This window comes from Komarekiella delphini-convector SJRDD-AB1, assembly GCF_014831675.1.
Classification (GTDB): Bacteria; Cyanobacteriota; Cyanobacteriia; order Cyanobacteriales; family Nostocaceae; genus Komarekiella.
The window spans coordinates 58984-79149 of sequence record NZ_VJXY01000005.1 but is presented as its reverse complement, the minus strand read 5'-3'; the positions used below and the strand labels follow the sequence as shown (position 1 = coordinate 79149).

The 20166-nt window shown below is 40.9% G+C and carries 17 protein-coding genes; 11 read left to right on the top strand and 6 right to left on the bottom strand.

The window, feature by feature from the left end; translation table 11 throughout:
- Nucleotides 1-90 precede the first annotated feature (90 nt).
- From FNW02_RS06695 to FNW02_RS06680, 4 genes are all read right to left on the bottom strand, one after another.
- Complete coding sequence (locus FNW02_RS06695) at nucleotides 91-849, bottom strand: TVP38/TMEM64 family protein (RefSeq protein WP_431356798.1); 759 nt, start codon at nucleotides 847-849, stop codon at nucleotides 91-93.
- 222 nt (nucleotides 850-1071) lie between these two features.
- Nucleotides 1072-1815: a TVP38/TMEM64 family protein gene (locus FNW02_RS06690; RefSeq protein WP_191756781.1), complete on the bottom strand. Its 744-nt coding sequence runs from the start codon at nucleotides 1813-1815 to the stop codon at nucleotides 1072-1074.
- A 116-nt stretch (nucleotides 1816-1931) separates the two neighbouring features.
- Entirely contained in the window at nucleotides 1932-2159 is a 228-nt protein-coding gene (locus FNW02_RS06685) for a hypothetical protein (RefSeq protein WP_225225481.1), read from the bottom strand.
- A 76-nt stretch (nucleotides 2160-2235) separates the two neighbouring features.
- Nucleotides 2236-2949 carry a TIGR04283 family arsenosugar biosynthesis glycosyltransferase gene (locus FNW02_RS06680; protein WP_191756779.1) on the bottom strand — a complete coding sequence of 238 codons (714 nt, stop codon included), beginning with the start codon at nucleotides 2947-2949 and terminating at the stop codon, nucleotides 2236-2238.
- 72 nt (nucleotides 2950-3021) lie between these two features.
- Between FNW02_RS06680 and FNW02_RS06675 the strand changes: the two genes are divergently transcribed.
- Together FNW02_RS06675 and FNW02_RS06670 are read left to right on the top strand one after the other, a co-directional pair.
- Complete coding sequence (locus tag FNW02_RS06675) at nucleotides 3022-3162, top strand: hypothetical protein (protein ID WP_191756778.1); 141 nt, start codon at nucleotides 3022-3024, stop codon at nucleotides 3160-3162.
- Nucleotides 3163-3198: 36 nt separating this feature from the next.
- Nucleotides 3199-4434 (top strand): LL-diaminopimelate aminotransferase, encoded by a 1236-nt coding sequence (locus FNW02_RS06670; protein WP_191756777.1) that lies wholly within the window; start codon nucleotides 3199-3201, stop codon nucleotides 4432-4434.
- A 255-nt stretch (nucleotides 4435-4689) separates the two neighbouring features.
- Here the strand turns inward: FNW02_RS06670 and FNW02_RS06665 are convergent, their stop codons facing one another.
- Nucleotides 4690-4887: an NblA/ycf18 family protein gene (locus FNW02_RS06665; protein ID WP_191756776.1), complete on the bottom strand. Its 198-nt coding sequence runs from the start codon at nucleotides 4885-4887 to the stop codon at nucleotides 4690-4692.
- A 1452-nt stretch (nucleotides 4888-6339) separates the two neighbouring features.
- Between FNW02_RS06665 and FNW02_RS06660 the strand changes: the two genes are divergently transcribed.
- The 8 genes from FNW02_RS06660 to FNW02_RS06610 all read left to right on the top strand — a co-directional run bounded on the left by FNW02_RS06660 (nucleotide 6340) and on the right by FNW02_RS06610 (nucleotide 19467).
- Nucleotides 6340-6681 (top strand): carboxymuconolactone decarboxylase family protein, encoded by a 342-nt coding sequence (locus FNW02_RS06660; RefSeq protein ID WP_191756775.1) that lies wholly within the window; start codon nucleotides 6340-6342, stop codon nucleotides 6679-6681.
- Nucleotides 6682-6713: 32 nt separating this feature from the next.
- Nucleotides 6714-8255 (top strand): EthD domain-containing protein, encoded by a 1542-nt coding sequence (locus FNW02_RS06655; protein WP_191756774.1) that lies wholly within the window; start codon nucleotides 6714-6716, stop codon nucleotides 8253-8255.
- 79 nt (nucleotides 8256-8334) lie between these two features.
- Nucleotides 8335-11847 carry a nuclear transport factor 2 family protein gene (locus FNW02_RS38450; RefSeq protein WP_225225480.1) on the top strand — a complete coding sequence of 1171 codons (3513 nt, stop codon included), beginning with the start codon at nucleotides 8335-8337 and terminating at the stop codon, nucleotides 11845-11847.
- Between the two features lie 576 nt (nucleotides 11848-12423).
- Nucleotides 12424-13605: a Nif11-like leader peptide family RiPP precursor gene (locus FNW02_RS06630; RefSeq protein WP_191756773.1), complete on the top strand. Its 1182-nt coding sequence runs from the start codon at nucleotides 12424-12426 to the stop codon at nucleotides 13603-13605.
- A 165-nt stretch (nucleotides 13606-13770) separates the two neighbouring features.
- The gene (locus FNW02_RS06625; RefSeq protein ID WP_191756772.1) at nucleotides 13771-15984 is read left to right on the top strand and encodes a CHRD domain-containing protein; all 2214 of its coding nucleotides are present in this window, start codon (nucleotides 13771-13773) and stop codon (nucleotides 15982-15984) included.
- A 254-nt stretch (nucleotides 15985-16238) separates the two neighbouring features.
- Nucleotides 16239-16559, top strand: coding sequence for an antibiotic biosynthesis monooxygenase family protein (locus FNW02_RS06620; RefSeq protein ID WP_191756771.1), 321 nt, complete (start codon nucleotides 16239-16241; stop codon nucleotides 16557-16559).
- Nucleotides 16560-16871: 312 nt separating this feature from the next.
- Nucleotides 16872-17504: a DJ-1/PfpI family protein gene (locus FNW02_RS06615; RefSeq protein ID WP_191756770.1), complete on the top strand. Its 633-nt coding sequence runs from the start codon at nucleotides 16872-16874 to the stop codon at nucleotides 17502-17504.
- Between the two features lie 136 nt (nucleotides 17505-17640).
- The gene (locus FNW02_RS06610) at nucleotides 17641-19467 is read left to right on the top strand and encodes an AGE family epimerase/isomerase (protein WP_191756769.1); all 1827 of its coding nucleotides are present in this window, start codon (nucleotides 17641-17643) and stop codon (nucleotides 19465-19467) included.
- A 17-nt stretch (nucleotides 19468-19484) separates the two neighbouring features.
- Here the strand turns inward: FNW02_RS06610 and FNW02_RS06605 are convergent, their stop codons facing one another.
- Nucleotides 19485-19703 (bottom strand): hypothetical protein, encoded by a 219-nt coding sequence (locus tag FNW02_RS06605; protein WP_191756768.1) that lies wholly within the window; start codon nucleotides 19701-19703, stop codon nucleotides 19485-19487.
- Between FNW02_RS06605 and FNW02_RS06600 the strand changes: the two genes are divergently transcribed.
- Nucleotides 19690-20103: an anti-sigma factor antagonist gene (locus tag FNW02_RS06600; protein ID WP_191756767.1), complete on the top strand. Its 414-nt coding sequence runs from the start codon at nucleotides 19690-19692 to the stop codon at nucleotides 20101-20103. The two genes, FNW02_RS06605 and FNW02_RS06600, sit on opposite strands and share 14 nt — an antisense overlap.
- Nucleotides 20104-20166 lie beyond the last annotated feature (63 nt).

The following is a 20166-nucleotide window of genomic DNA, read 5'->3' as shown; positions in this document are numbered from 1 at the left end:
AGATTCAAGATTGTTTAATAAGAAATACAGCTTTTGAATTGTTTTGTCAGTTCGATAATTGACAGACACTCTTAAAGTTGAGTTTATTTTTTAATTGTTAATCACTTCTTCTTCTAAAGCTTTCCGGGCAATACGGGTGACATAAATGGTAACTGCAACTGTAGCAATAAAACCAATGAGCCGAATTGCCCATTGTAAAGTAGGGTTAGTAGGTTGAGCCTCAGTCCCAATCATGGCAAGATTACCAGCAAGAGAACCAATATAAACGTACATGATGGTTCCGGGAATCATGCCTAAAGAGCCAATAAAGTAATCCTGGAGTGAAACTCCTGTGATGCCAAAGGCATAGTTCAATAAATTGAAAGGAAATATGGGAGACAGTCGCGTTAACAGTACAATTTTTAATCCTTCTTTGCCAACAGCTTGGTCAATAGCGGCAAATTTTTTGTTATCTGCAATTTTACGTGCAACCCAGCCTCTTGCTAAATAACGCCCGACGAGAAAAGCCGCAGTAGCACCCAGAGTTGCACCAACAAATACATAGAGTGAACCCCAAACTACACCAAAGACAACACCAGCACCCAAGGTAAGGATGGAACCTGGTAAGAAAGCGACAGTGGCAATAATATAAAGTGCAATAAAGGCTAAGGCTCCTACTGCACCAATGCTATTAATCCACTGCAAGGCATTTCGTAAAATTGCTTGGGGATTAAAAGAATGTGTATTAATAGATTTCTCTGCCAGGGCAAAGTCTGTATTCCATAAAAAAGCAAAGCCAACCACTAGCAATATTAATATACCTAGTCTGAAAAATTCTTTTAATATTTTGGTACGATATTGATTTTTCATAATTTTATTTTTCATAACTTGTAAAAATGATAAACAGGAAGTATTTTTTTAAAAAATAGATTTTTTGTCAGTGTTTTCAGACTCAATTTGATAAACACTGAAATTATATTTGTCTATAAAAACTCGACAGAAAATTAATAATTTAATGAACATATGAAAATTGTATACTTTCATGGTTTTGGATATTAGTAACAACAATAAGCAATTGATAATCTTTTTGAACTAATTATTATTTGGGTCATTGGTGATTTCTGCTGTTGCTATACTTTGAGCTAGAGCTTTCTGAGCAACTTTTGTGACATATATAGTTACTGCAACAGTAGCAATTAACCCAATCAGTTGTATCGCCCATTGCCAGATTTGAGTTTCTGGAGTGGTTGGCTGATGAGGCATATTAATTACGGTCAGATTACCAGCTAGGGAACCGATGTAAACGTACATTACTGTACCTGGAATGATGCCGATGGAACCTAAGATATAGTCTTTGAGGGAAACTTGTGTTACTCCAAAAGCGTAATTTAATAAATTGAATGGAAAAACGGGGGATAAACGAGTCAATAGCACAATTTTCCATCCTTCTTTGGCAACTGCTAGATCAATTGCTTTAAATTTAGGATGTTTGTCCATCATCTGGGTAATCCAATCCCGCGACAGGTAGCGTCCAATGAGAAAAGCGAGGGTCGCTCCAACTGTTGCAGCAATTAACACATAGACTGACCCCCAAAATACGCCAAATAGGCAACCACCTTTAAGAGTCAGAAGAGAACCTGGTACAAACAGCAATGTTGCTAGGTTGTAAATTGCTATGTATGCTATTGGCCCCAAAAGGCCAAGACTATCAACCCAAATAATTGAGGTCTGCAAAAGTCCCTGAACGTTAAACTGTTTGGCAGCAATTATTAGAATAGTTACTAGGCAACTTAACAGTAACAGTTTGAGTTGAAAATTAAATGTGCGCTTCCTCATTTTTATAAATTCACTTTTGGAAGTTCAATAAACCTAACTTGAAAATAGGTGTGGGGGCTACAAATAGCAAGCAGGGGGAGCAGAGGAGGCAGGGGAAGTAAGAAAAGTGATTTGTATCAAGAATTTCGTAAACTGGTATGAACACAAAATTCCGAGTTCTGAACACGAAGTTCCGAGTTCTGAGCATGAAGTTCCGAGTTCTGAGCATGAAGTTCCGAGTTCTGAACACGAAGTTCCGAGTTCTGAGCATGAAGTTCCGAGTTTTGAGCATGAAGTTCCGAGTTCTGAACACGAAGTTCCGAGTTCTGAGCATGAAGTTCCGAGTTTTGAACACGAAATTCCAAGTTCTGAGCATGAAATTCCAAGTTCTGAGCACGAAGTTCTAAGTTCTGAAGATAAACTACTTACATGAGAAACAGCTTAAATTCTTCTAAATTTTTCCCGGCAATACCAGCTATGAATTCGCTCAGGTGAAACACCGAGTAAATAGGCAATGATGATTATTTGATTAAGTAATGTAGTTTTGAAAACTCCCTTTTGCACCCACCTACGAGCTGAGGTGACAACTGGTGCAGGGATAATTACAATTTTTCCCATGTATTTTAAACGACGCATGAGTTCAAAGTCTTCCATGATGGGCAATTCAGGAAAGCTACCTGTTTGCTGAAATACTTCTTTTGTTAAAAAAATTGCTTGGTCGCCGTATGGCATTTGGCAAAAACGCGATCGCCAATTTACTCCCCACTCCACCCATCGTAAACTCAAAAGTGATGCATCGATCCGCAAGTTAAATGCACCTGCTACAGTCTGGGGTTGTTGTAGCGCTGTGCGAATCATGGCATCAAACTCAGCTGGTAAACAGGTATCTGCATGAAGAAACAGCAGAATCTCATTACTATTAGCAGCCATAGCACCCGCGTTCATTTGAGCAGCACGACCAGGAGGTGACGAAATAACTTTTACACCCAACGACTGAGCGATCGCTACTGTGTCATCTTGTGAGCCACCATCTACTACAATCACTTCTATATTTGTACTAGGTTGAGTCGTTGCAATCGCTTCTTTGATATTTCTCGCTTCATTTAACACCGGAATGATAATACAAATTTTGGCAGCGCCAATATTCTGACTCATGATTTCTGAATTTGCTGGTCTTGTTGTATTAGCTGGAAATAATTCGGTACAGCTATCATAGGGCTGCTCAGGATGAGTCGAGACGCTTTAGTGGTAATAATTAATACGTATGACTGTTTGAAACGTCTCAATGTACTAGATGCGGATGCTGAAGCGATCGCTTTGAATGATGATATCAGCAAAAGCAACAAAGTTATCGCATATATAAATTAGCAGTAAGCTGTTGTAGAGCGTTTGTAACAATCTCCTATGGCAACGATTAACGACAACTATCTCAAGCTGAAAGCAGGTTATCTATTTCCTGAAATTGCTCGCCGGGTTAATGCCTTTGTTGAAGCTAATCCTGATGCCAAAGTCATTCGGCTAGGCATTGGCGATGTCACCGAACCCCTGCCTGAAGCTTGCCGCACAGCTATGATCAAAGCTGTTGAAGAAATGGGCGATCGCACCACCTTCAAGGGCTACGGCCCAGAACAAGGCTATGCTTGGTTACGAGAGAAAATTGCCGTCCAAGATTTCCAGGCGCGAGGGGCTAAAATAGATGCCTCAGAAATCTTTATCTCCGATGGTTCCAAATGTGACACGGGCAATATTCTGGAAATCTTTGGACATGACAACACCATCGCCGTTACTGACCCTGTTTATCCCGTATACGTAGACACTAACGTAATGACGGGAAATACTGGAAATGCTAACGATAAAGGCGAATTTGAGGGTTTAGTCTATCTGCCGATTACTGCTGAAAACAACTTTACTGCTGAAATTCCCTCTCAAAAAGTTGATTTAATTTATCTTTGCTTTCCCAATAACCCTACTGGTGCGATCGCCACAAAAGAATACCTAAAGGCGTGGGTAGACTATGCCAAAGCCAATGGCTCGATCATTTTCTTTGACGCTGCTTACGAAGCCTACATCACCGATCCCGAAATTCCCCACTCTATCTATGAGATTGAGGGAGCCAGGGAAGTTGCGATCGAGTTCCGTTCTTTCTCCAAGAATGCAGGCTTTACGGGAACCCGTTGTGCATTAACTGTTGTACCAAAAACGCTAACAGGAAAAGCGGCCGATGGTTCCGATGTGGAGCTCTGGAAACTGTGGAATCGCCGTCAGTCTACCAAGTTCAATGGAGTGTCCTACATCGTACAACGTGGAGCCGAGGCAGTCTACTCTGAAGAAGGACAGACACAAATCAAGGCGCTGGTTAGTTTCTATTTAGAAAATGCCAAAATTATTCGTGAAAAACTCACAGCCGCCGGATTAGCAGTATATGGCGGCGTGAATGCACCTTATGTCTGGGTGAAAACGCCTAATGGTTTGTCTAGTTGGGAATTTTTCGATAAGCTGCTACACACTGTAAATGTTGTAGGAACCCCCGGTTCTGGTTTTGGTGCCGCAGGCGAGGGTTACTTTCGCATTTCAGCATTTAATAGCCGGGAGAATGTCGAAGAAGCAATGAAGCGGATTACTGAAAAGTTTAAGGTATAGAGCGATGTTTAACAGCAAGCTGCTCCGCGTCTACGTTTTTTCATAATTTGGCGTAATACCATTTTGAAAGAAGAATGCGACAGATAGACCACTGTAGAGACGTTGCATTGCAACGTCTCTATCAAAGAATTTGTTGCAATCATTAATTGAATCGGTATAAGTCCTGAATATTAAAGGTTACGGTGAGTAGCATTACCCACCGCCTTTAATAAATCACCTAAGACTTATGCACATAAGAAAGCTATAAAGCCTTGCTCAAAGTTCTGGAAGATAGCCTTGTAGCTTTATTGATTGGATGTCTGTGTAATTATTAATAATATTGTCTTTGAGCATGCCTATTTGGACAAATTTTACCAATAGCCTTTGTGCTTGCTGTTGATTTAAACCTTGAATATGCGTTTCTAGAACTTTTAGTTTAAACTGCTGTTCTATAGTGAGTTCTATAGACTTCATAAGTTCTCTCCTATTGATAGGTTTTAATCTATTATTTCCGTTTGTAAGTTGCTAATTGACTGCATTGCAAACTTAGACTCAAAAATTTAATAGACCTGCCTTGAAAGTCTAGTTTCATCCTTCCTTGTAAGCGCAGCTCATGGAGTTTCTTGCAAAATTCTAGAAATTTGGACAACAAACTTTACAGCAGCTTTGAAGTTTATTTTGGGAATGTAATCATTTTTCACATAGGCTCTTAGTTTGAGATTAGCAATTAAAATTCCCCCTTTATTCCAAAGCAAGTGTTTTTCAAATCAAAAGCAAGATTAGACTAGCTTTCCTCTAACTTTAGTTTTGATTTTGGCAATTTAACCATAGTAAATCAAGTCTTTTAAATCGATTGCTTAGACATAAATAATAGAGTTTTGTCTATATACCTTTTCAGTCTAATGATTGATTTGACAAGTAAATAATTAATTTTTTAAGGAAAGTTTTATTAGTTTATTGATTAATTTAAGACTAATATTGCTATTCAAGTAAGTTATTAGCACTTAATGTGCATATGACAAAGCTTTAAACTAAAAACGATAATTAATCCCATCTCATTAAAATATGAGGTTTTATTTTTATCTAAGTGGATTTGGAGACAGGAAAACTAAATACTGTATATTAGTCAAAACTTATGGGAATTATACAGTTACATAGAGACAGAATAACTTTGTCAAATAAGTAGCCATCTTTATTTAGCCATTGTCCAGAATTAATAGCTTAATTAAGTAGAACATTACAGGCATAATAACTTGAGTTATGTCTTAAAAAAGTATTAATTGAATTAAAAATGACTTCTCAGCACTAAGCATTTGCAGCCATGAAAACCTAGCTTTGCCCCTAAAGATAGGGACAAAACAATTGTTCGCCAAAGCGGTTTCGAGTATTTTGATAATGGAGTAGTCAATTGTGGCGCGTCTGTTTATAAGACGACTGAGAATCAGAATTGGATTTAATATTTCCAGGAATTACTGTATTGTATTGTCACAATTTTACGTCTTTGTGTCCGAGTAATTCCTGTACTGTGCGGATTTCGTAGCCGTTGTGTAACGTTGAGTACGTCACGAAGCGAGTGGGGAGTAGTAATAAGAAAATAATTATATTAATATGACTTTTTAAGACATTTTCTGACTATTTACATAAATTAATAAGAATTATCCTGATATAATCCCTACTCCTTCTGACTTTTTCATGCTGTAAAAAGTGAACAACTAACTTAAATTTAACTTAGAAGTAAAACAAATCTTCAACACCAAACTTTATAGAACGGCTAAATATTGATAGAGAACAATTACAGTAACTACCTACAAAAAGTTTTTATCAAGTTCGCATAAAAGATGAATTTAATTAAGCAATTGATAGCAATACAGGCATTGCCATTTGCGATCGTGCTTTTATTAGCTTCAATATATAACGGAGAACGACGTGGAATACAAAAATGCTGTTTTGGATGATCAAAACCTTCAAGAGGGTTTAAAAAGTATCAACCCGAAGTTTGGTGATTTTTGCACTCGTGTAGCGGGTGAAGCGTGGGGGTTGCCATTAATTGACCAAAAAACGAAGGCTTTAATCACGATCGCAGTAGATGTTGTGAATCAAGACCAGGTAGGCCCAGGTAGCCCATTTGCAGCACATGTAAATATGGCTCTCAAGCAAGGAGCGACTGTTGCAGAGATAGAAGAACTCCTTTTATTCATGTGCGTTTACGGAGGCTTCAATAAGGTCGCTGGTTGCTTTGGTGCTCTCAATGAAATTCTCGGTTCCTAGACATAATATTTTGCAGACGTGGACAGACAGCAATGATAGCAGCATTTAGAAAAGCCGATTATGCGATTCGCGACCAAAAAGGCAAAGTCACCTTTTATGTTCTTTTGTGGAAACGCAGAGGAATTTCTCTAGAACTCTTCGATGACTACTGGAGAGACGTTCATGGCCCAGTATGTGCGCGTCTACCAAGTCAACATCAATACTGGCAGTTCCATCTGTCTCAAAATGAGGGTGGTTTATGGCCAATTATTAAAGGTATTGAGTATATTTGTCCAGAAGAAGATCAGTTTAATGGGATTGCCGAATTAACCTTTGAGACGGAAGCTGAACGTAATATATGGTTCAAATCTGCCGCCATTCTGATGGATGACGAGCACAACGTATTCAGCAAAGCGATCGGTTATAACACTAGTTTTGGCAATTCTAAAACTTATATAGATAGCATTCCTTCAGGAGATCCCAACGGCAAATTGGGTGTGATTAAATTCCACGTCATGGTGAAGAAATCTGACGCTGTGAGTGTGGAAGCTTTTCGCAGATATATGACAGATAGCTTTGCACCAGCTGTTATCCAGAGCAATTCTGTCCTGAAGTTCCGACTGCATTTATTTGAGGAAGTAGACAATTCTCGCCCAGATGCAGCTGGAGTATCTCATTATGAATCTCCAGAGAAGCAGTATCAAGCTGCCTTTGAAATTGCTTTTGCTAATCCTCTGGAAATGGAAACATTTTTTGCTTCAAGAGAATACGCTAATGCTGTTCAAGACCAGGCTAAGTATGTTCAGCGGCTTTTACCATTTCCAGAGCGAACTGCTTACACCTTTGTTTACGACGGCAAGATGACTCTAGCCGGTCAGCGGAGTTCTACAGTGGCAGAACTAATTGCCAATATCGGCGCAACCAATCAACTCAAAGAGGACGTAGTTTGTCTTATGCTGGAACAAAAACTTATTTCTAACTCGAATGGTCATAGTAATGGTTCTCAAAACACTACAAATACATCGATTAACAAACGAACTAATTACTATAAAGATTTAGCAGCAGATTATTCTCGTCCAGGACTTGTAACTGCTTATGTTGCGAAAAAATTGATAGAAGATGCTGAGAGATTTGTGGCAATGAAAGAAAGAACACTACCACAAATTAGTCATAGTTATACTGTTGAACAGATTGAGCAAGAAAATCGCGAATGGTGGCCAACTCATTGTGAGGCATTGAGACAGGGACGAGGCGATATCTTAACTGGTGAATATCGTGATGATTTGGTTTATTTTTGCCAGGATGGCCCTTATCAAGGCTTAGAACAACAAAAAGAGCGTGAACAACATTGGTGGGCATTAATTGCCCAGCCAGGTGTAACTATGTGCTGGCCAATCGTGATGTTTCATGGTGAAGTGACCTTCTTTGAATGGAAGTGTGTGGATGATGAAACTAACGAAACACTTGCGAAGGGAAATGTTACTTGGATTCGCCGTGGTCATAGAGGTGGATGTTACCTCAAAACTGAACAATTGACCTTCTACCGCGATGTTTTTGCTCCAGGTGGATTGCTGAAATTGATCACCACAGCTTAATACTACTTGGATTAGATATTTTGCAAGGCTCACCAAAAGGGAGTTTCTCAAAATCAAAAAGTAGCAGAAATAAACCCAAATGGTATCAGATGAAAAGCGGAAGTATAAAAATGCAGTTTTAGATGATTTAGAACTGCAAGCAGGTTTAAAAGGTATCAACCCGAAATTTGGTGACTTTGTGACTCGTGTAGCTGGGGAAGCCTGGGGTCTGCCATTACTCGATCAAAAAACTAAAGCATTGATTGCGATCGCAGTTGATGTTGCCAATCAAAATCATAAAGGCCCCGGCAATCCTTTTGTAGCACACGTGGATATGGCTCTCAAGCAGGGAGCTACTTACGAAGAAATCACAGAAATTCTTTTATTTATGTGCGCTTATGCGGGGTTCAATAAGGTCGCAGGTTGCTTGGGCGTACTGAAAGAAATTTTTCAAGCAAGGAAAAAGGCAATGACAACAGCAGTGAGAAAGGTCGATTACTCAATCCGCGATCGCCAAGGCAAAATAGCTTTCTATGTGTTGCTGTGGAAACGCAAAGGCATTTCCTTGGAGCTATTTGAGCAATATTGGCGAAATGTTCACGGCCCCCTCTGCGCCCATCTTCCAGGCCAGCATCAATATTGGCAGTTTCATCTAGCTCCGAATGAAGGCGGTATCTGGCCTACTATTAATGGCATCGAGTATACTCGCCCCGCCGCAGATCAGTTCAATGGCATTGCTGAATTAACTTTTGCCACAGAAGCCGAATTTCAAGCATATATCCAAGCGTTCAGCATCCTGATGGCTGACGAACACAACTTATTCAGTAAAGCGATCGCTTACACTACAAGTTCTGGCAATTCTCAAACCTATAGCGATCGTATTCCTACAGGTGAACCAAACGGAGAACTTGGGGTGATCAAGTTTCACGTCATGGTACAGAAATCTGACAAGGTGAGTGTAGAAGCTTTTCGCAAATATCTCACAGATAGCTTTGCACCAGCAGTCGTGCAGAGCAATCATGTTCTGAAATTTCGACTGCATTTATTAGAAAAAGTAGACAATTCGCGCCCCGATAACGATGGAGTATCTCGTTACGAATCTCCAGAAAAGCAATATCAAGCCGCCTTTGAAATTGCCTTTGCTAATCCTCTAGAAATGGAAACATTCTTTGCTTCCCAAGAATACGCTATTGCTGTTCAAAACCAAGCGAAGTATGTCAAACAAATTTTACCGTTTCCACAACGTAGAGCCTACACCTTTGTGTATGACAGCAAAATGACCTTAGCTGGTCAATGTAGTTCCAATGTTGCGGATCTAATTGTGAAAGTAGGAGCAACAAATCAACTCAAGTCAGACATAGTTTCTCTTATGAGCGGTAAGCAAATTACTAAATCTGGATTAGGTCATTATCTTCAGGGAGTGCAACACGTCGGTGTCACAGTTCAGGACATGGCAAAATCCCTGGAATTTTACACAGAGGTGTTAGGAGGAAAATTAGTTATTGCTGAACATGATCTAATGGGTGATGGGATGCAAAACACCCTCTTTCAAAAAGAAGAATTAGATGCGATCGCCAAAGGTATTGACCTCAAAACTTATGATGTTCCAAATCTTAGAGATGCCCAAGCAGCCTTAGATATTAAGTTCATTTCTTTTGGCAATACCTGTGTTGAACTTATATATTTCAAAGACCCGACAACACCGCATATTCAGTCTTCCTCTGTAAGTAGCATTCCTTCCCATATTGGTCATGTGAATGCAATGCATATCTCTTTTCATGTAAAAGACGATGTAGATCTAAATGTTTTCGCCAAAATTTTAGAAGAAGAATGTCAAACACGAGGACTAAATAACGTTACTTTTAATCGTGTTATTCGAGTCAAATCTGAAGAAGAAAGAAGAAACATCGCCCTTAAATACAATTCCACAAAATTCTGGAATGAACTAGATTCATCAGAAGAACAATCAGAAATAGATTTTGGTGAATTAGAAGGCTGGGCATTATTTTATTGTAAAGGGCCAAATGGAGAACAGCTTGAATTCAACCAAGCTACTCGTAAAGTTAAAGGACTTTTTACTCAAGCACAGGAAAAATATAACATGGCAAACAATACATATTTTACAGCTTCAGATACTAAATTTTCAGGTATAAATTCCCAACAAAAAGAAAATGTAGTAGAAAGAGTTTATGCTACCTTTAGCAGTCCTGTAAATGCTTCCTTTGCAACCGCTTGGAATGTATTGCTCGATAAAATCGAAAACCCAGAACGCTACAATCCAGAGGCTAGAGATTACAAGATTATCGAAAAATGTAGCAATAGCATATTGCGCGAAATGAAAGCGCTAAACATGACAGTTACAGAAAAAATCGTTTGGGATGAAAAAACTGGAGAAGTCCGGCACACATTAGTCAATAATCCCCTTTTTACTGGTCAGGCGACTAATACAGTTACCCGTCCTGCAAGTCCTAACGAACTCCCAGTAATTACCTATACTTTAGACTGGGAACCTTACAACGAAGAAGCTCGAAACATTGCTCAAACAATTCAACCCAAAATAGCCCAAGCGATTCAACAGGCTGTTCTGAACTCAAAAACTGTAGCTGAACAGCAAGATGCACAACGAATCGTTTCTAATGGTAAAGTAGAAACTACAAATGGAAGTAAACCTAACTTAATAAAACTTCCAGGAACAACAACCGATATGGTTAAACGCTTATTCTCCAGAGGTGAAGCGTTTGATTCAGAAGGATTTATTACTTTCTTTACCGACACACCAGTTTATCAATTTGGTAACTTCGATGTATGTCTAGATAAAGCAGCAATTAAAAAATCTGCGGATGCTTTCTTTAGCCAGATATCAGCTGTTTACCACGAAATTAAGATGATGTGGGAAATAGCCGATGTAGTATTCGTAGAAATGGATGTTACTTACTGGCGTAAAGATGGTTCAGTAATTACACTTCCTTGCTGCGATATCTTCCGCGTCGAGGGTGACAAATTTTCAGAACTGCGGATATTTATGGATGTAAATCCTGTATTTAATCCAAAAATTCCTGTTCCCGATTCAGCCAGTGTATTTACTATTAGCGGAGGTAAAAGGCTTGCACCTCCCAACACAATGAGGCAGCATTTCGCTGAACATCCAGAAGCACAAGAAAGGGTGAAAAATGGATTTGCACCCAAGTGGTCAATTACCGGGCCAAAATGGCCAATTGGTTTAGAGAATCCAACTGATGAAAAATCTGCGGCACAGTTAAAAGCTGTAGGTGAATTAGCACAGGCTGTAACTGCTCAAGATTGGCAAAAGGTCAAAAGTTATTTGACTGATGACATCTTTTATAAAGTCGGTTCCGGTGAAGTTGTTTATGGGCCACAAGCTGTAGTAGATTTCTTTGCACACACATTTAAAACTACTGCGGTTTTTTATAGTCATGATGTCAGAAAAGTTTGGCAAGATTCAGATATTATCACTATCGAAATGGATGCTAAATATGAAATGGTTCATAGTAAAAAGCATGTTGTAATCGCCTGCTGTGATGTCTATCGTCTGCGAGGCAACAAGGTGAGCGAATGGCGGGTTTATGCAGATATGTCTCCTTGGCAATCATAGAATAAAGAATAAATTCGGCGTTGCTGAATCATGGGATGAAAATTGATTTCTTGAAATCTCAAACTCCTCTTCGTCTCTGTCTTGAAAAGTTTCCTAGGTCGGGCTAACCCTCCTTCTCCTGACGGAGACCGGAGGCGAACAGAACTTTTCGCTGCGCCTCTGCCTTGAAAAGTTATGAACGCTATGCGGGTCTTACTGCCCAACCGTTCTAAAAGAACGGTTGCCTTGTGTCCAGAGGACACAAGGGAGAGGCGCAAGGCTTTGCGCCTCTCGGCAGTGAACAGACCATCGCCGGAAACCGGCGCACCCTGCGGGAAGCAGGGAAGCAAGCTACATACTTTTCGCTGCGCCTCTGTCTTGGAAAGTTCTGTTCGCCGGGAGCCGGCGCACCCTGCGGGATCTTGCTACAGACTTTCCGCTGCGTGAGATAAATCATCCCGCACGCAACGCCTAAATTCCTTGTCTACTTTTAACAGTTATCAGTTTTTTCTGACCACTGTTTACTGTTTACTGTTTACTGTTTACTGATTTAATACTCTTCAAACATAAATTTGTAGAAATAGAATGAGGTGAGTTATGTCACAAAAAGTAATTAGCTTGTTAGCAGATGCTTTTGAGAATCCGACTTTACAACAAAAACTTCACACTGCTAAAACTCCTGAAAGCTTCGTCAAGATTGCATCTGAAAATGGTTACAATTTGACCGCAGAAGAATTAGCATCAGCACTTGGTAAAGTGCATGTTGTTTTTGGCGAAGTTGTGGAATCAATGTTGAGTGGTTTAATTGGAACTGCTAGTACTAGTGAAGCTTCGATAACAGAAAAAATTTCTGGGACAAATGTAGATTTAGTCAAACGCTTATTCTCCAGAGGCGAGGCGTTTGATTCAGAAGGATTTATTACTTTCTTTACCGATACACCAGTTTATCAATTTGGTAACTTCGATGTATGTCTAGATAAAGCAGCAATTAAGAAATCTGCGGACGCTTTCTTTAGCCAAATATCGGCTGTTTACCACGAAATTAAAATGATGTGGGAAATCGGCGATGTTGTATTTGTGGAAATGGATGTTATTTACTGGCGTAAAGATGGCTCATTTATTTCACTTCCTTGCAAAGATATTTTCCGCGTTGAGGGTGAAAAATTCTCAGAACTGCGGATATTTATGGATGTGAATCCCGTATTTGATCCCACAATTCCTGTCCCTAAATCTGCTTCTGTGCTAACGGCAAGTCAAGGAAAGCAACTGATACCTCCTGGAACTATGAGGCGGCATTTTGCTGAACATCCAGAAGCACAAGAAAGGGTGAAAAATGGATTTGCACCCAAGTGGTCAATTACCGGGCCAAAATGGCCAATTGGTTTAGAGAATCCAACTGATGCAAAATCTGTGGCGCAGTTAAAAGCTGTGGGTGAATTAGCACAGGCTGTGACTGCTCAAGATTGGCAAAAGGTCAAAAGTTATTTGACTGATGACATCTTTTATAAAGTCGGTTCCGGTGAAGTTGTTTATGGGCCACAAGCTGTAGTAGATTTCTTTGCACACACATTTAAAACTACTGCGGTTTTTTATAGTCATGATGTCAGAAAAGTTTGGCAAGATTCAGATATTATCACTATCGAAATGGATGCTAAATATGAAATGGTTCATAGTAAAAAGCATGTTGTAATCGCCTGCTGTGATGTCTACCGTTTGCGAGGTAACAAGGTTAGTGAATGGCGGGTTTATGCAGATATGTCTCCTTGGGGCAACTCTTGAATACCAGGTAGGGAGAGCTCGCCACCATTATATTCGCTTGCTGTACTAGGTCTTAAGAAAAAATTCGAGTGAGAAATAATCTTACTTCCCAGTACGGCAAGGTCTACCTTGCCCATATATACATGGCTTCACTACCTTCTCACTAACTAAAGGGAATTCATTTGCATGACACATAACACAGGCCCCGTTGGGATTATCAATTCAGATATAAAAACAAAAGTTGATGACTACCTGCTCGTACCACAGGATGATCCATCTCGTCCGGCGGTTTACGCTTCTGGAGACTTATATACTTATTTAGCAACTTCCAAAGAAACTAACTTTGATTTCAATTTTTTCGATTTCTTTCTGCCAGTCGGCGGCGGGCCACCTCCACACTTCCACCCTTACGAACACGAGACTTGGTATATAACTGCCGGAAATATTCAATATAACTTAGGCAATCAGGGAACTAATAGTATCGTGTTGCCTGAAGGCAGTTTAATCTTTGGTGCTAGAAACCGAATACACGGTTATCGTAATCTCGACTCGACGGCATCAATAACAGGAAAAACTCCAGGTGCAAGGACACTTTCTTTGACAACTCCTGGGGCGCTAGATCTCTTTTTCGAGAATATAGCTACCCCAATAATAGATAGGAATGACCCAATACCTGGCTTCAGCGCTGTTCCAGGTGATGACACTTACAGAACACTAGCAGAATTTTCGATTCGGACTAATGCTGGCATAAATTTTGCTCCGCCAGATTATCAACCTCCCTCAAGTTCTAATAAGTACGTACTGGTGCTGCCAGAAGACGCTGAGGGGGAAGTAGTAGAGCAGGCAAAAGAACTCTCAAAGATTGATGGTTTTAGTGTCTGGACAACTGGCGAGCAAGAAGGGTTAGCGCAGCGACCAACATTTGATGGCCCATTTGGAATTGAGTACACTTCCCTGCTCAGTTTGGAAGAATCGGGAAATGAATTATCCTACAATCAATTTTCTTTGTCTTCCCAGGAAACTGATACCTTTGTCCAAGCGAACTTGAATGCCAGCCAGGTGGTGAAGCATAGTGAATCGTTAGCAACTGGCGTTGCCGATTTGGAACCCACTTTAGCGGGAGACGGTATTATTTATGAGTTGACAGTAAATGGCTTGGACTTTGGAGAATTGTTACCGGGTGGTACTCCCCAAACTCCTGATAATGAACTAGATGATGTTACCGCTATCCATATCCACTCAGGCGATCGCGGCAGCAGTGGCCCACACACATTTAGTATTTTAGATCCGCATCATCAGGATGAAGAAAATCTTAGTATTAAATTGAATGCGGATGGTTCCACCACCATTAGTGGTATCTGGAATTCGACAGAAGCAGAGATTCCCACAGACTTGAGTGATTTCCTCACTGGTAGTGGCTTACCGGGAGAGGAATCCGACTACTACTTCCAGATCCACACCGAGGGGAATCCGTCTGGCGAAATTCGCGGTCAAATTGCTCTTAACAGTGATGATTTTCCTGATCCCGTCAAAAGTGAGGATCATCAACTTTTATATGTAACAGAAGGGCAACTATCCGTTAAAATCGGTGATGAAGTTAGGCTGGCCAGCCCAGACACCTTTGTCGAAATTGCTCCAGGAAACGAATACGCGATCGCCAATTTTGGCACAGAAGAAGTAGAATCGCTAGCAGTTTCAATCCCGCAAAAAAACCTTGAACCAGCACCTATTCCTTCATACTTAAAGCCTCAAGGAAATCTCTCGCCTAACCAGATAGTCTTCCTGGGTGATGAAGATGATATATTTTATCAGCCCAATCGCAAAAATCTTCGGGTTTACGGTGGTGAGGGTAATGATGAACTCTACGCCACTCAAGATAATCGCCTGTTTGGCGAAGAAGGAGAAGACCTGCTCGATGCTTTTAGTGGCTCAGGACGCAACCTGCTTGATGGCGGTGAGGGGAACGACTTCCTTATAGCTGGCAACAAGGATCAACTGGTTGGGGGTGACGGAGACGATACACTGATCATTGTCAATGGTGGCGAAAACGTCCTCTACGGTAACGCTGGGGCTGACCAGTTTTGGATTGTCAATGGTAGAATCCCTGATACTGTTCCTGACCCCAGGCAAGTAATTGATCAGCCATTCCCCTTTCCCGACTTACGGCCGTTAGAGGATACTCGCAACATCATCGCAGACTTTGAGCAAGGTATTGACAAAATTTACATTAGCGGAGTCAGCGGCATCTCTAAGTTTGATGACTTGAAATTCCTGCCTGCTTTTGGCGATCTTCGCAGTACCAGCGTCCTCGCTAGCTTGGACGGCAAGGATATCTCTCTGGCAAATTTGTCAGGTGTTCTGTTCAACGAATTATCGGCTGGGGACTTCGTTTTCGCCTAAGTTAGTTCAAAGAATTGAGAAAACTTTGAAAAGCCAGTTACTAATTACCGATTACCAATCTCATTGATCACGTTTCTGAATGCAAGTCGGTATTAATTAATCCAGGATTTACGCAATTGCTAAAAAGCTTAATTTATTGAACCGCCAAGAGCGCCAAGATTCTTTGAATGTGCGTAAGTCCTATAATCTTCCGATTTTCCTTGATTGCTTGAAACTACACCAAACTCAGCCCTAACACGTAAATAGGAGCAACAATGATTACAATTAGCGACAAAGCTGATCAAGTCACCGCAATCAACATCTTCACAGTTGAAAGTCTTGAACAGCAGCAGCAGATAGTGGATTTCCTGGTAGAGAATAAAGAAATACCTATGAGACAACCAGGCTTCATATCAGCCAGCGTGCATACAAGCTTAGACGGCAAGCGGGTTATTAACTATGTTCAGTGGCACAGCCAGAAAGATATGGAAGTAGCTATGAAAGACCAGGATTTTATAGCTATGAAGGAGAAGGTTGGAAATTTTGCGCCTCACGATTTCAACTTTTACCAGGTCGTCGTCACAATGGAAGCCTAGTGATTATTCACTAGAGGCTCATCATAAGTGGTGACTAAGGAATGAGGAGTGAGTAGCTAGCAATAATCCTAGTTTGTAGTGAGCGATTCATCGCTCAAAATCAGGATTCTCAGGACTAAAGTCCTTACCCTTCTCCTAACGGAGACGCTGCGCGAACGGGTTCGTTAGTCGCTCATGGGGGAAACCCCCAAGACCGCGCTAACTCACTACTAACTTTATATTTACGCCTAGCTACTTACTACAAATAAAAGCATGAGATGTAATTAGCAATCAAGCTTGCACAATCTAAAATCACATCAGGAGTTTAATGCCATGACAACTGAATCTAAAGGAAAAATCGGTGTACTGATTGAAGAACATTTTGACCAAACTGAATATCGGAAATTCAATGAATATTTTCCTCAACAAGGCTATGAAGTAGAGTATATTTCTCATTTATGGGGGAATCCACAATTAACATTCGGCTCAAATCCAGATAACGGTGAAGTCGAAGACCATGTAATTGTGACTACGGAAGTCAATGATATCAATCCATCAGATTACAAAGGCATTATTTGTATTGGTGCTTACGCTATGGATCGGCTGAGATATCAGGTTTCGGTAAAAAAAGGTCAGAAGAATCAAGCTCCAGCGGTGGTATTTCTCAGAAAAACGATGAATACAGATGGTGTGAAAGTAGGAACAATCTGTCATTCTTTATGGCTTTTATGTGCTGATCCCGATTTAATTAAAAGTCGCCAGGTTACTTGCGCCCACAACATTATTTGTGATGTGGAAAATGCAGGTGGTGAAGTTGTTTATGAAGATGACGGAACTGCTGATTTAGTTATCGATGGTAATCTGATTACGGGGAAACATCCTGGTGTTGTAGAGCAATTCATGGAAGTTTTTATAAAAGAGATTGAAAAGCAGGAACAAAGGCAGAAAGTTGGAGCAAATGCATAGATATAACAGCCTTAATTCATTTGTGAAAAATCACTGCTTATCTTATACCATTTTGAAAAAATAGAGACGTTGCATTGCAACGTCTCTACTTCAAACAATCATTTAAAAATAAACGTAATATCCGGGAGGTAGCTTCATGGATCACATGAGTTTTTCATTTTCAGACACGATCGCAGGTTATGTCACAGCATTTAATCGCAGCGAAAAATCTTTTGGTATCCAGACATCAGATGGACGAGAATACCAAGCATACCTCACTCCCAGCGCCTATGGTCGGATTAGCCAAAACTTAGAAGAACCTTATCTTGACTGTACTGCTCGGTTTGGCGAAATGCTTACTCCCGGTCAGCATGTGTTTGCCTATGGTGTTTTCTATCCTCATGGACAGGATTACAAATTTGAAGTTAAATACCTTGTCTTTCCTGGTGATGAACCCAACAAATATCGCCATGAAGAACCAGATTGGTGGGTTAAGCAAATACGTTCAATTGCTGATTCATACTTGAAATGGCAGTTTGGCTATCCCGAACAGGCGATTGATTATCGGGAATATCGGACTTATCTCAACTTGGCTGGGACTAAAAAGCGTCACGACTTTCTCCAGGAAACGGACACGGTATCCCGCCTAGTTTATGGTTTTGCTTCAGCTTATTTGTTAACTGGAGAAGACCGCTTCCTAGAAGGTGCAGAAAAAGGTACAGAATATCTGCGTCAACACATGCGGTTTTATGACCATGATGAAGACCTGATTTACTGGTATCACGGTATTCAAGTCACAGGCAACCGGGAGCAAAAACTACTGTCATCTGAGTTTGGCGATGACTATGATGCTATCCCAGCTTATGAACAGATTTATGCTTTAGCTGGCCCTATTCAAACTTATCGGATAACTGGCGATCGCCGCATCCTACGAGATGCAGAAATGACCATCGATTTGTTTGACCGCTTTTTCTTGGATAAAGATGGCGTTGGTTATTTCTCTCATATTGACCCCATCACCTTAGACCCGCGTGCAGAATCACTAGGTGCAAACCGCGCTCGCAAAAACTGGAACTCAGTCGGGGATCACGCTCCAGCTTACTTGATTAACTTGTGGCTAGCAACTGGCGAACAGAAATACGCCGATATGCTGGAGTATACCTTTGATACGATCGCCAAATATTTCCCAGACTACGACAACAGCCCATTTGTCCAAGAGCGGTTCTACGAAGATTGGAGTCACGATAACACCTGGGGATGGCAGCAAAACCGCGCCGTCATCGGTCATAATCTCAAAATTGCTTGGAACTTGATGCGGATGCAAAGCCTCAAACCCAAGAAAGAATATGCAGATTTGGCAGAAAAAATTGCCGCACTTATGCCTGATGCGGGTAGCGATCGCCAGCGCGGTGGCTGGTATGATGTCGTAGAGCGCACACTAGGCGAAGGCGAAGAACAATACCGCTACGTTTGGCATGACCGGAAAGCTTGGTGGCAGCAAGAGCAAGCAATTTTAGCCTACTTGATTCTGCACGGCATAACTCAAGAGCCGGAATACTTGCGTCATGCTAGGGAAGCGTCAGCCTTCTACAACGCCTTCTTCCTCGACCATGATGATGGTGGCGTTTACTTCAACGTCTTAGCAAACGGTTTACCATACCTCATGGGTAACGAGCGGTTCAAAGGCAGCCACTCAATGAGCGGTTATCACTCAACTGAATTGAGCTATTTGTCAGCAGTTTACACCAACCTGCTGATTACCAAACAACCAATGGACTTTTACTTCAAGCCACAGCCAGGAGCATTTAAAGACAACATCTTGCGGGTGCAGCCAGATATCCTACCACCTGGTAGCGTACGGATTGGTAAAGTATGGGCAAATGAACAAGAGTATACCGATTTTGACGCCGATGCCTTAACAGTCAAGCTACCCGACACCCAAGAACAAATAAAAATCCGGGTGCAAATCATCCCAAATACGTAATAACTCTAGTCCTGGCATCAAAAGATAGGCGTTGCTGAAATGTAGAGACGTTGCAATGCAACGTCTTTACCTCTACCAAAGGATTTGTTGCAATCATTAATTGAATTGGGATGACACAAATTCATATTCTCAATCAGCAATGCCAAAAGATTAATTAACCACAGATGGACACACTTGCCTGTCGCCTTCAATAAAATTCTGTATTTAGTTCCCGTACCACCTATGAAAATCAACATTGAATCGCTGCAAGTAACATTGGTAGAAACATCTGCCGATTCCGAAAAAATCGCTTTAAATGAACTCCCACAAGTAACTTTGGTAGAAGTGGTTGGTGATATAGACACCAATACAGCCCCCCTCGTTCAAGAGCAGATTCTACCACTGGCCCAAGCCGGAACGAGGATGATTATAGAAATGACCAAAGTGCCTTATATGTCAAGTGCTGGCTTAAGAGTCCTGCTATCCCTCTACAGACAAATATCCGCACAAGGTGGACAGATTGTTTTGGTAGGACTGTCTGAAGAAATTCAGGACACAATGTCCATCACTGGATTTCTAGACTTTTTTCAAACTCGTGACACCCGTGACCAAGCCTTGGAAGCTCTTAAGGTCAAAGTTCAGGTAACAAGCACTTAGTATTGCAGGGTTTGTAGTGAGCGCTTGAGTGCTGACTACGAACCTAGAAAACTACTAGTGTCT

Excerpts from the sequence above, each read along its gene's own strand:
- FNW02_RS06695 (WP_431356798.1), bottom strand. The coding sequence starts at position 849 with ATGAAAAATCAATATCGTACCAAAATATTAAAAGAATTTTTCAGACTA.
- FNW02_RS06665 (WP_191756776.1), bottom strand. The coding sequence starts at position 4,887 with ATGAAGTCTATAGAACTCACTATAGAACAGCAGTTTAAACTAAAAGTT.
- FNW02_RS06670 (WP_191756777.1), top strand. The coding sequence starts at position 3,199 with ATGGCAACGATTAACGACAACTATCTCAAGCTGAAAGCAGGTTATCTA.
- FNW02_RS06680 (WP_191756779.1), bottom strand. The coding sequence starts at position 2,949 with ATGAGTCAGAATATTGGCGCTGCCAAAATTTGTATTATCATTCCGGTG.
- FNW02_RS06630 (WP_191756773.1), top strand. The coding sequence starts at position 12,424 with ATGTCACAAAAAGTAATTAGCTTGTTAGCAGATGCTTTTGAGAATCCG.
- FNW02_RS06610 (WP_191756769.1), top strand. The coding sequence starts at position 17,641 with ATGGATCACATGAGTTTTTCATTTTCAGACACGATCGCAGGTTATGTC.
- FNW02_RS06620 (WP_191756771.1), top strand. The coding sequence starts at position 16,239 with ATGATTACAATTAGCGACAAAGCTGATCAAGTCACCGCAATCAACATC.
- FNW02_RS06625 (WP_191756772.1), top strand. The coding sequence starts at position 13,771 with ATGACACATAACACAGGCCCCGTTGGGATTATCAATTCAGATATAAAA.
- FNW02_RS06690 (WP_191756781.1), bottom strand. The coding sequence starts at position 1,815 with ATGAGGAAGCGCACATTTAATTTTCAACTCAAACTGTTACTGTTAAGT.
- FNW02_RS06675 (WP_191756778.1), top strand. The coding sequence starts at position 3,022 with ATGAGTCGAGACGCTTTAGTGGTAATAATTAATACGTATGACTGTTTG.
- FNW02_RS38450 (WP_225225480.1), top strand. The coding sequence starts at position 8,335 with ATGGTATCAGATGAAAAGCGGAAGTATAAAAATGCAGTTTTAGATGAT.
- FNW02_RS06615 (WP_191756770.1), top strand. The coding sequence starts at position 16,872 with ATGACAACTGAATCTAAAGGAAAAATCGGTGTACTGATTGAAGAACAT.
- FNW02_RS06655 (WP_191756774.1), top strand. The coding sequence starts at position 6,714 with ATGATAGCAGCATTTAGAAAAGCCGATTATGCGATTCGCGACCAAAAA.
- FNW02_RS06605 (WP_191756768.1), bottom strand. The coding sequence starts at position 19,703 with ATGTTGATTTTCATAGGTGGTACGGGAACTAAATACAGAATTTTATTG.
- FNW02_RS06600 (WP_191756767.1), top strand. The coding sequence starts at position 19,690 with ATGAAAATCAACATTGAATCGCTGCAAGTAACATTGGTAGAAACATCT.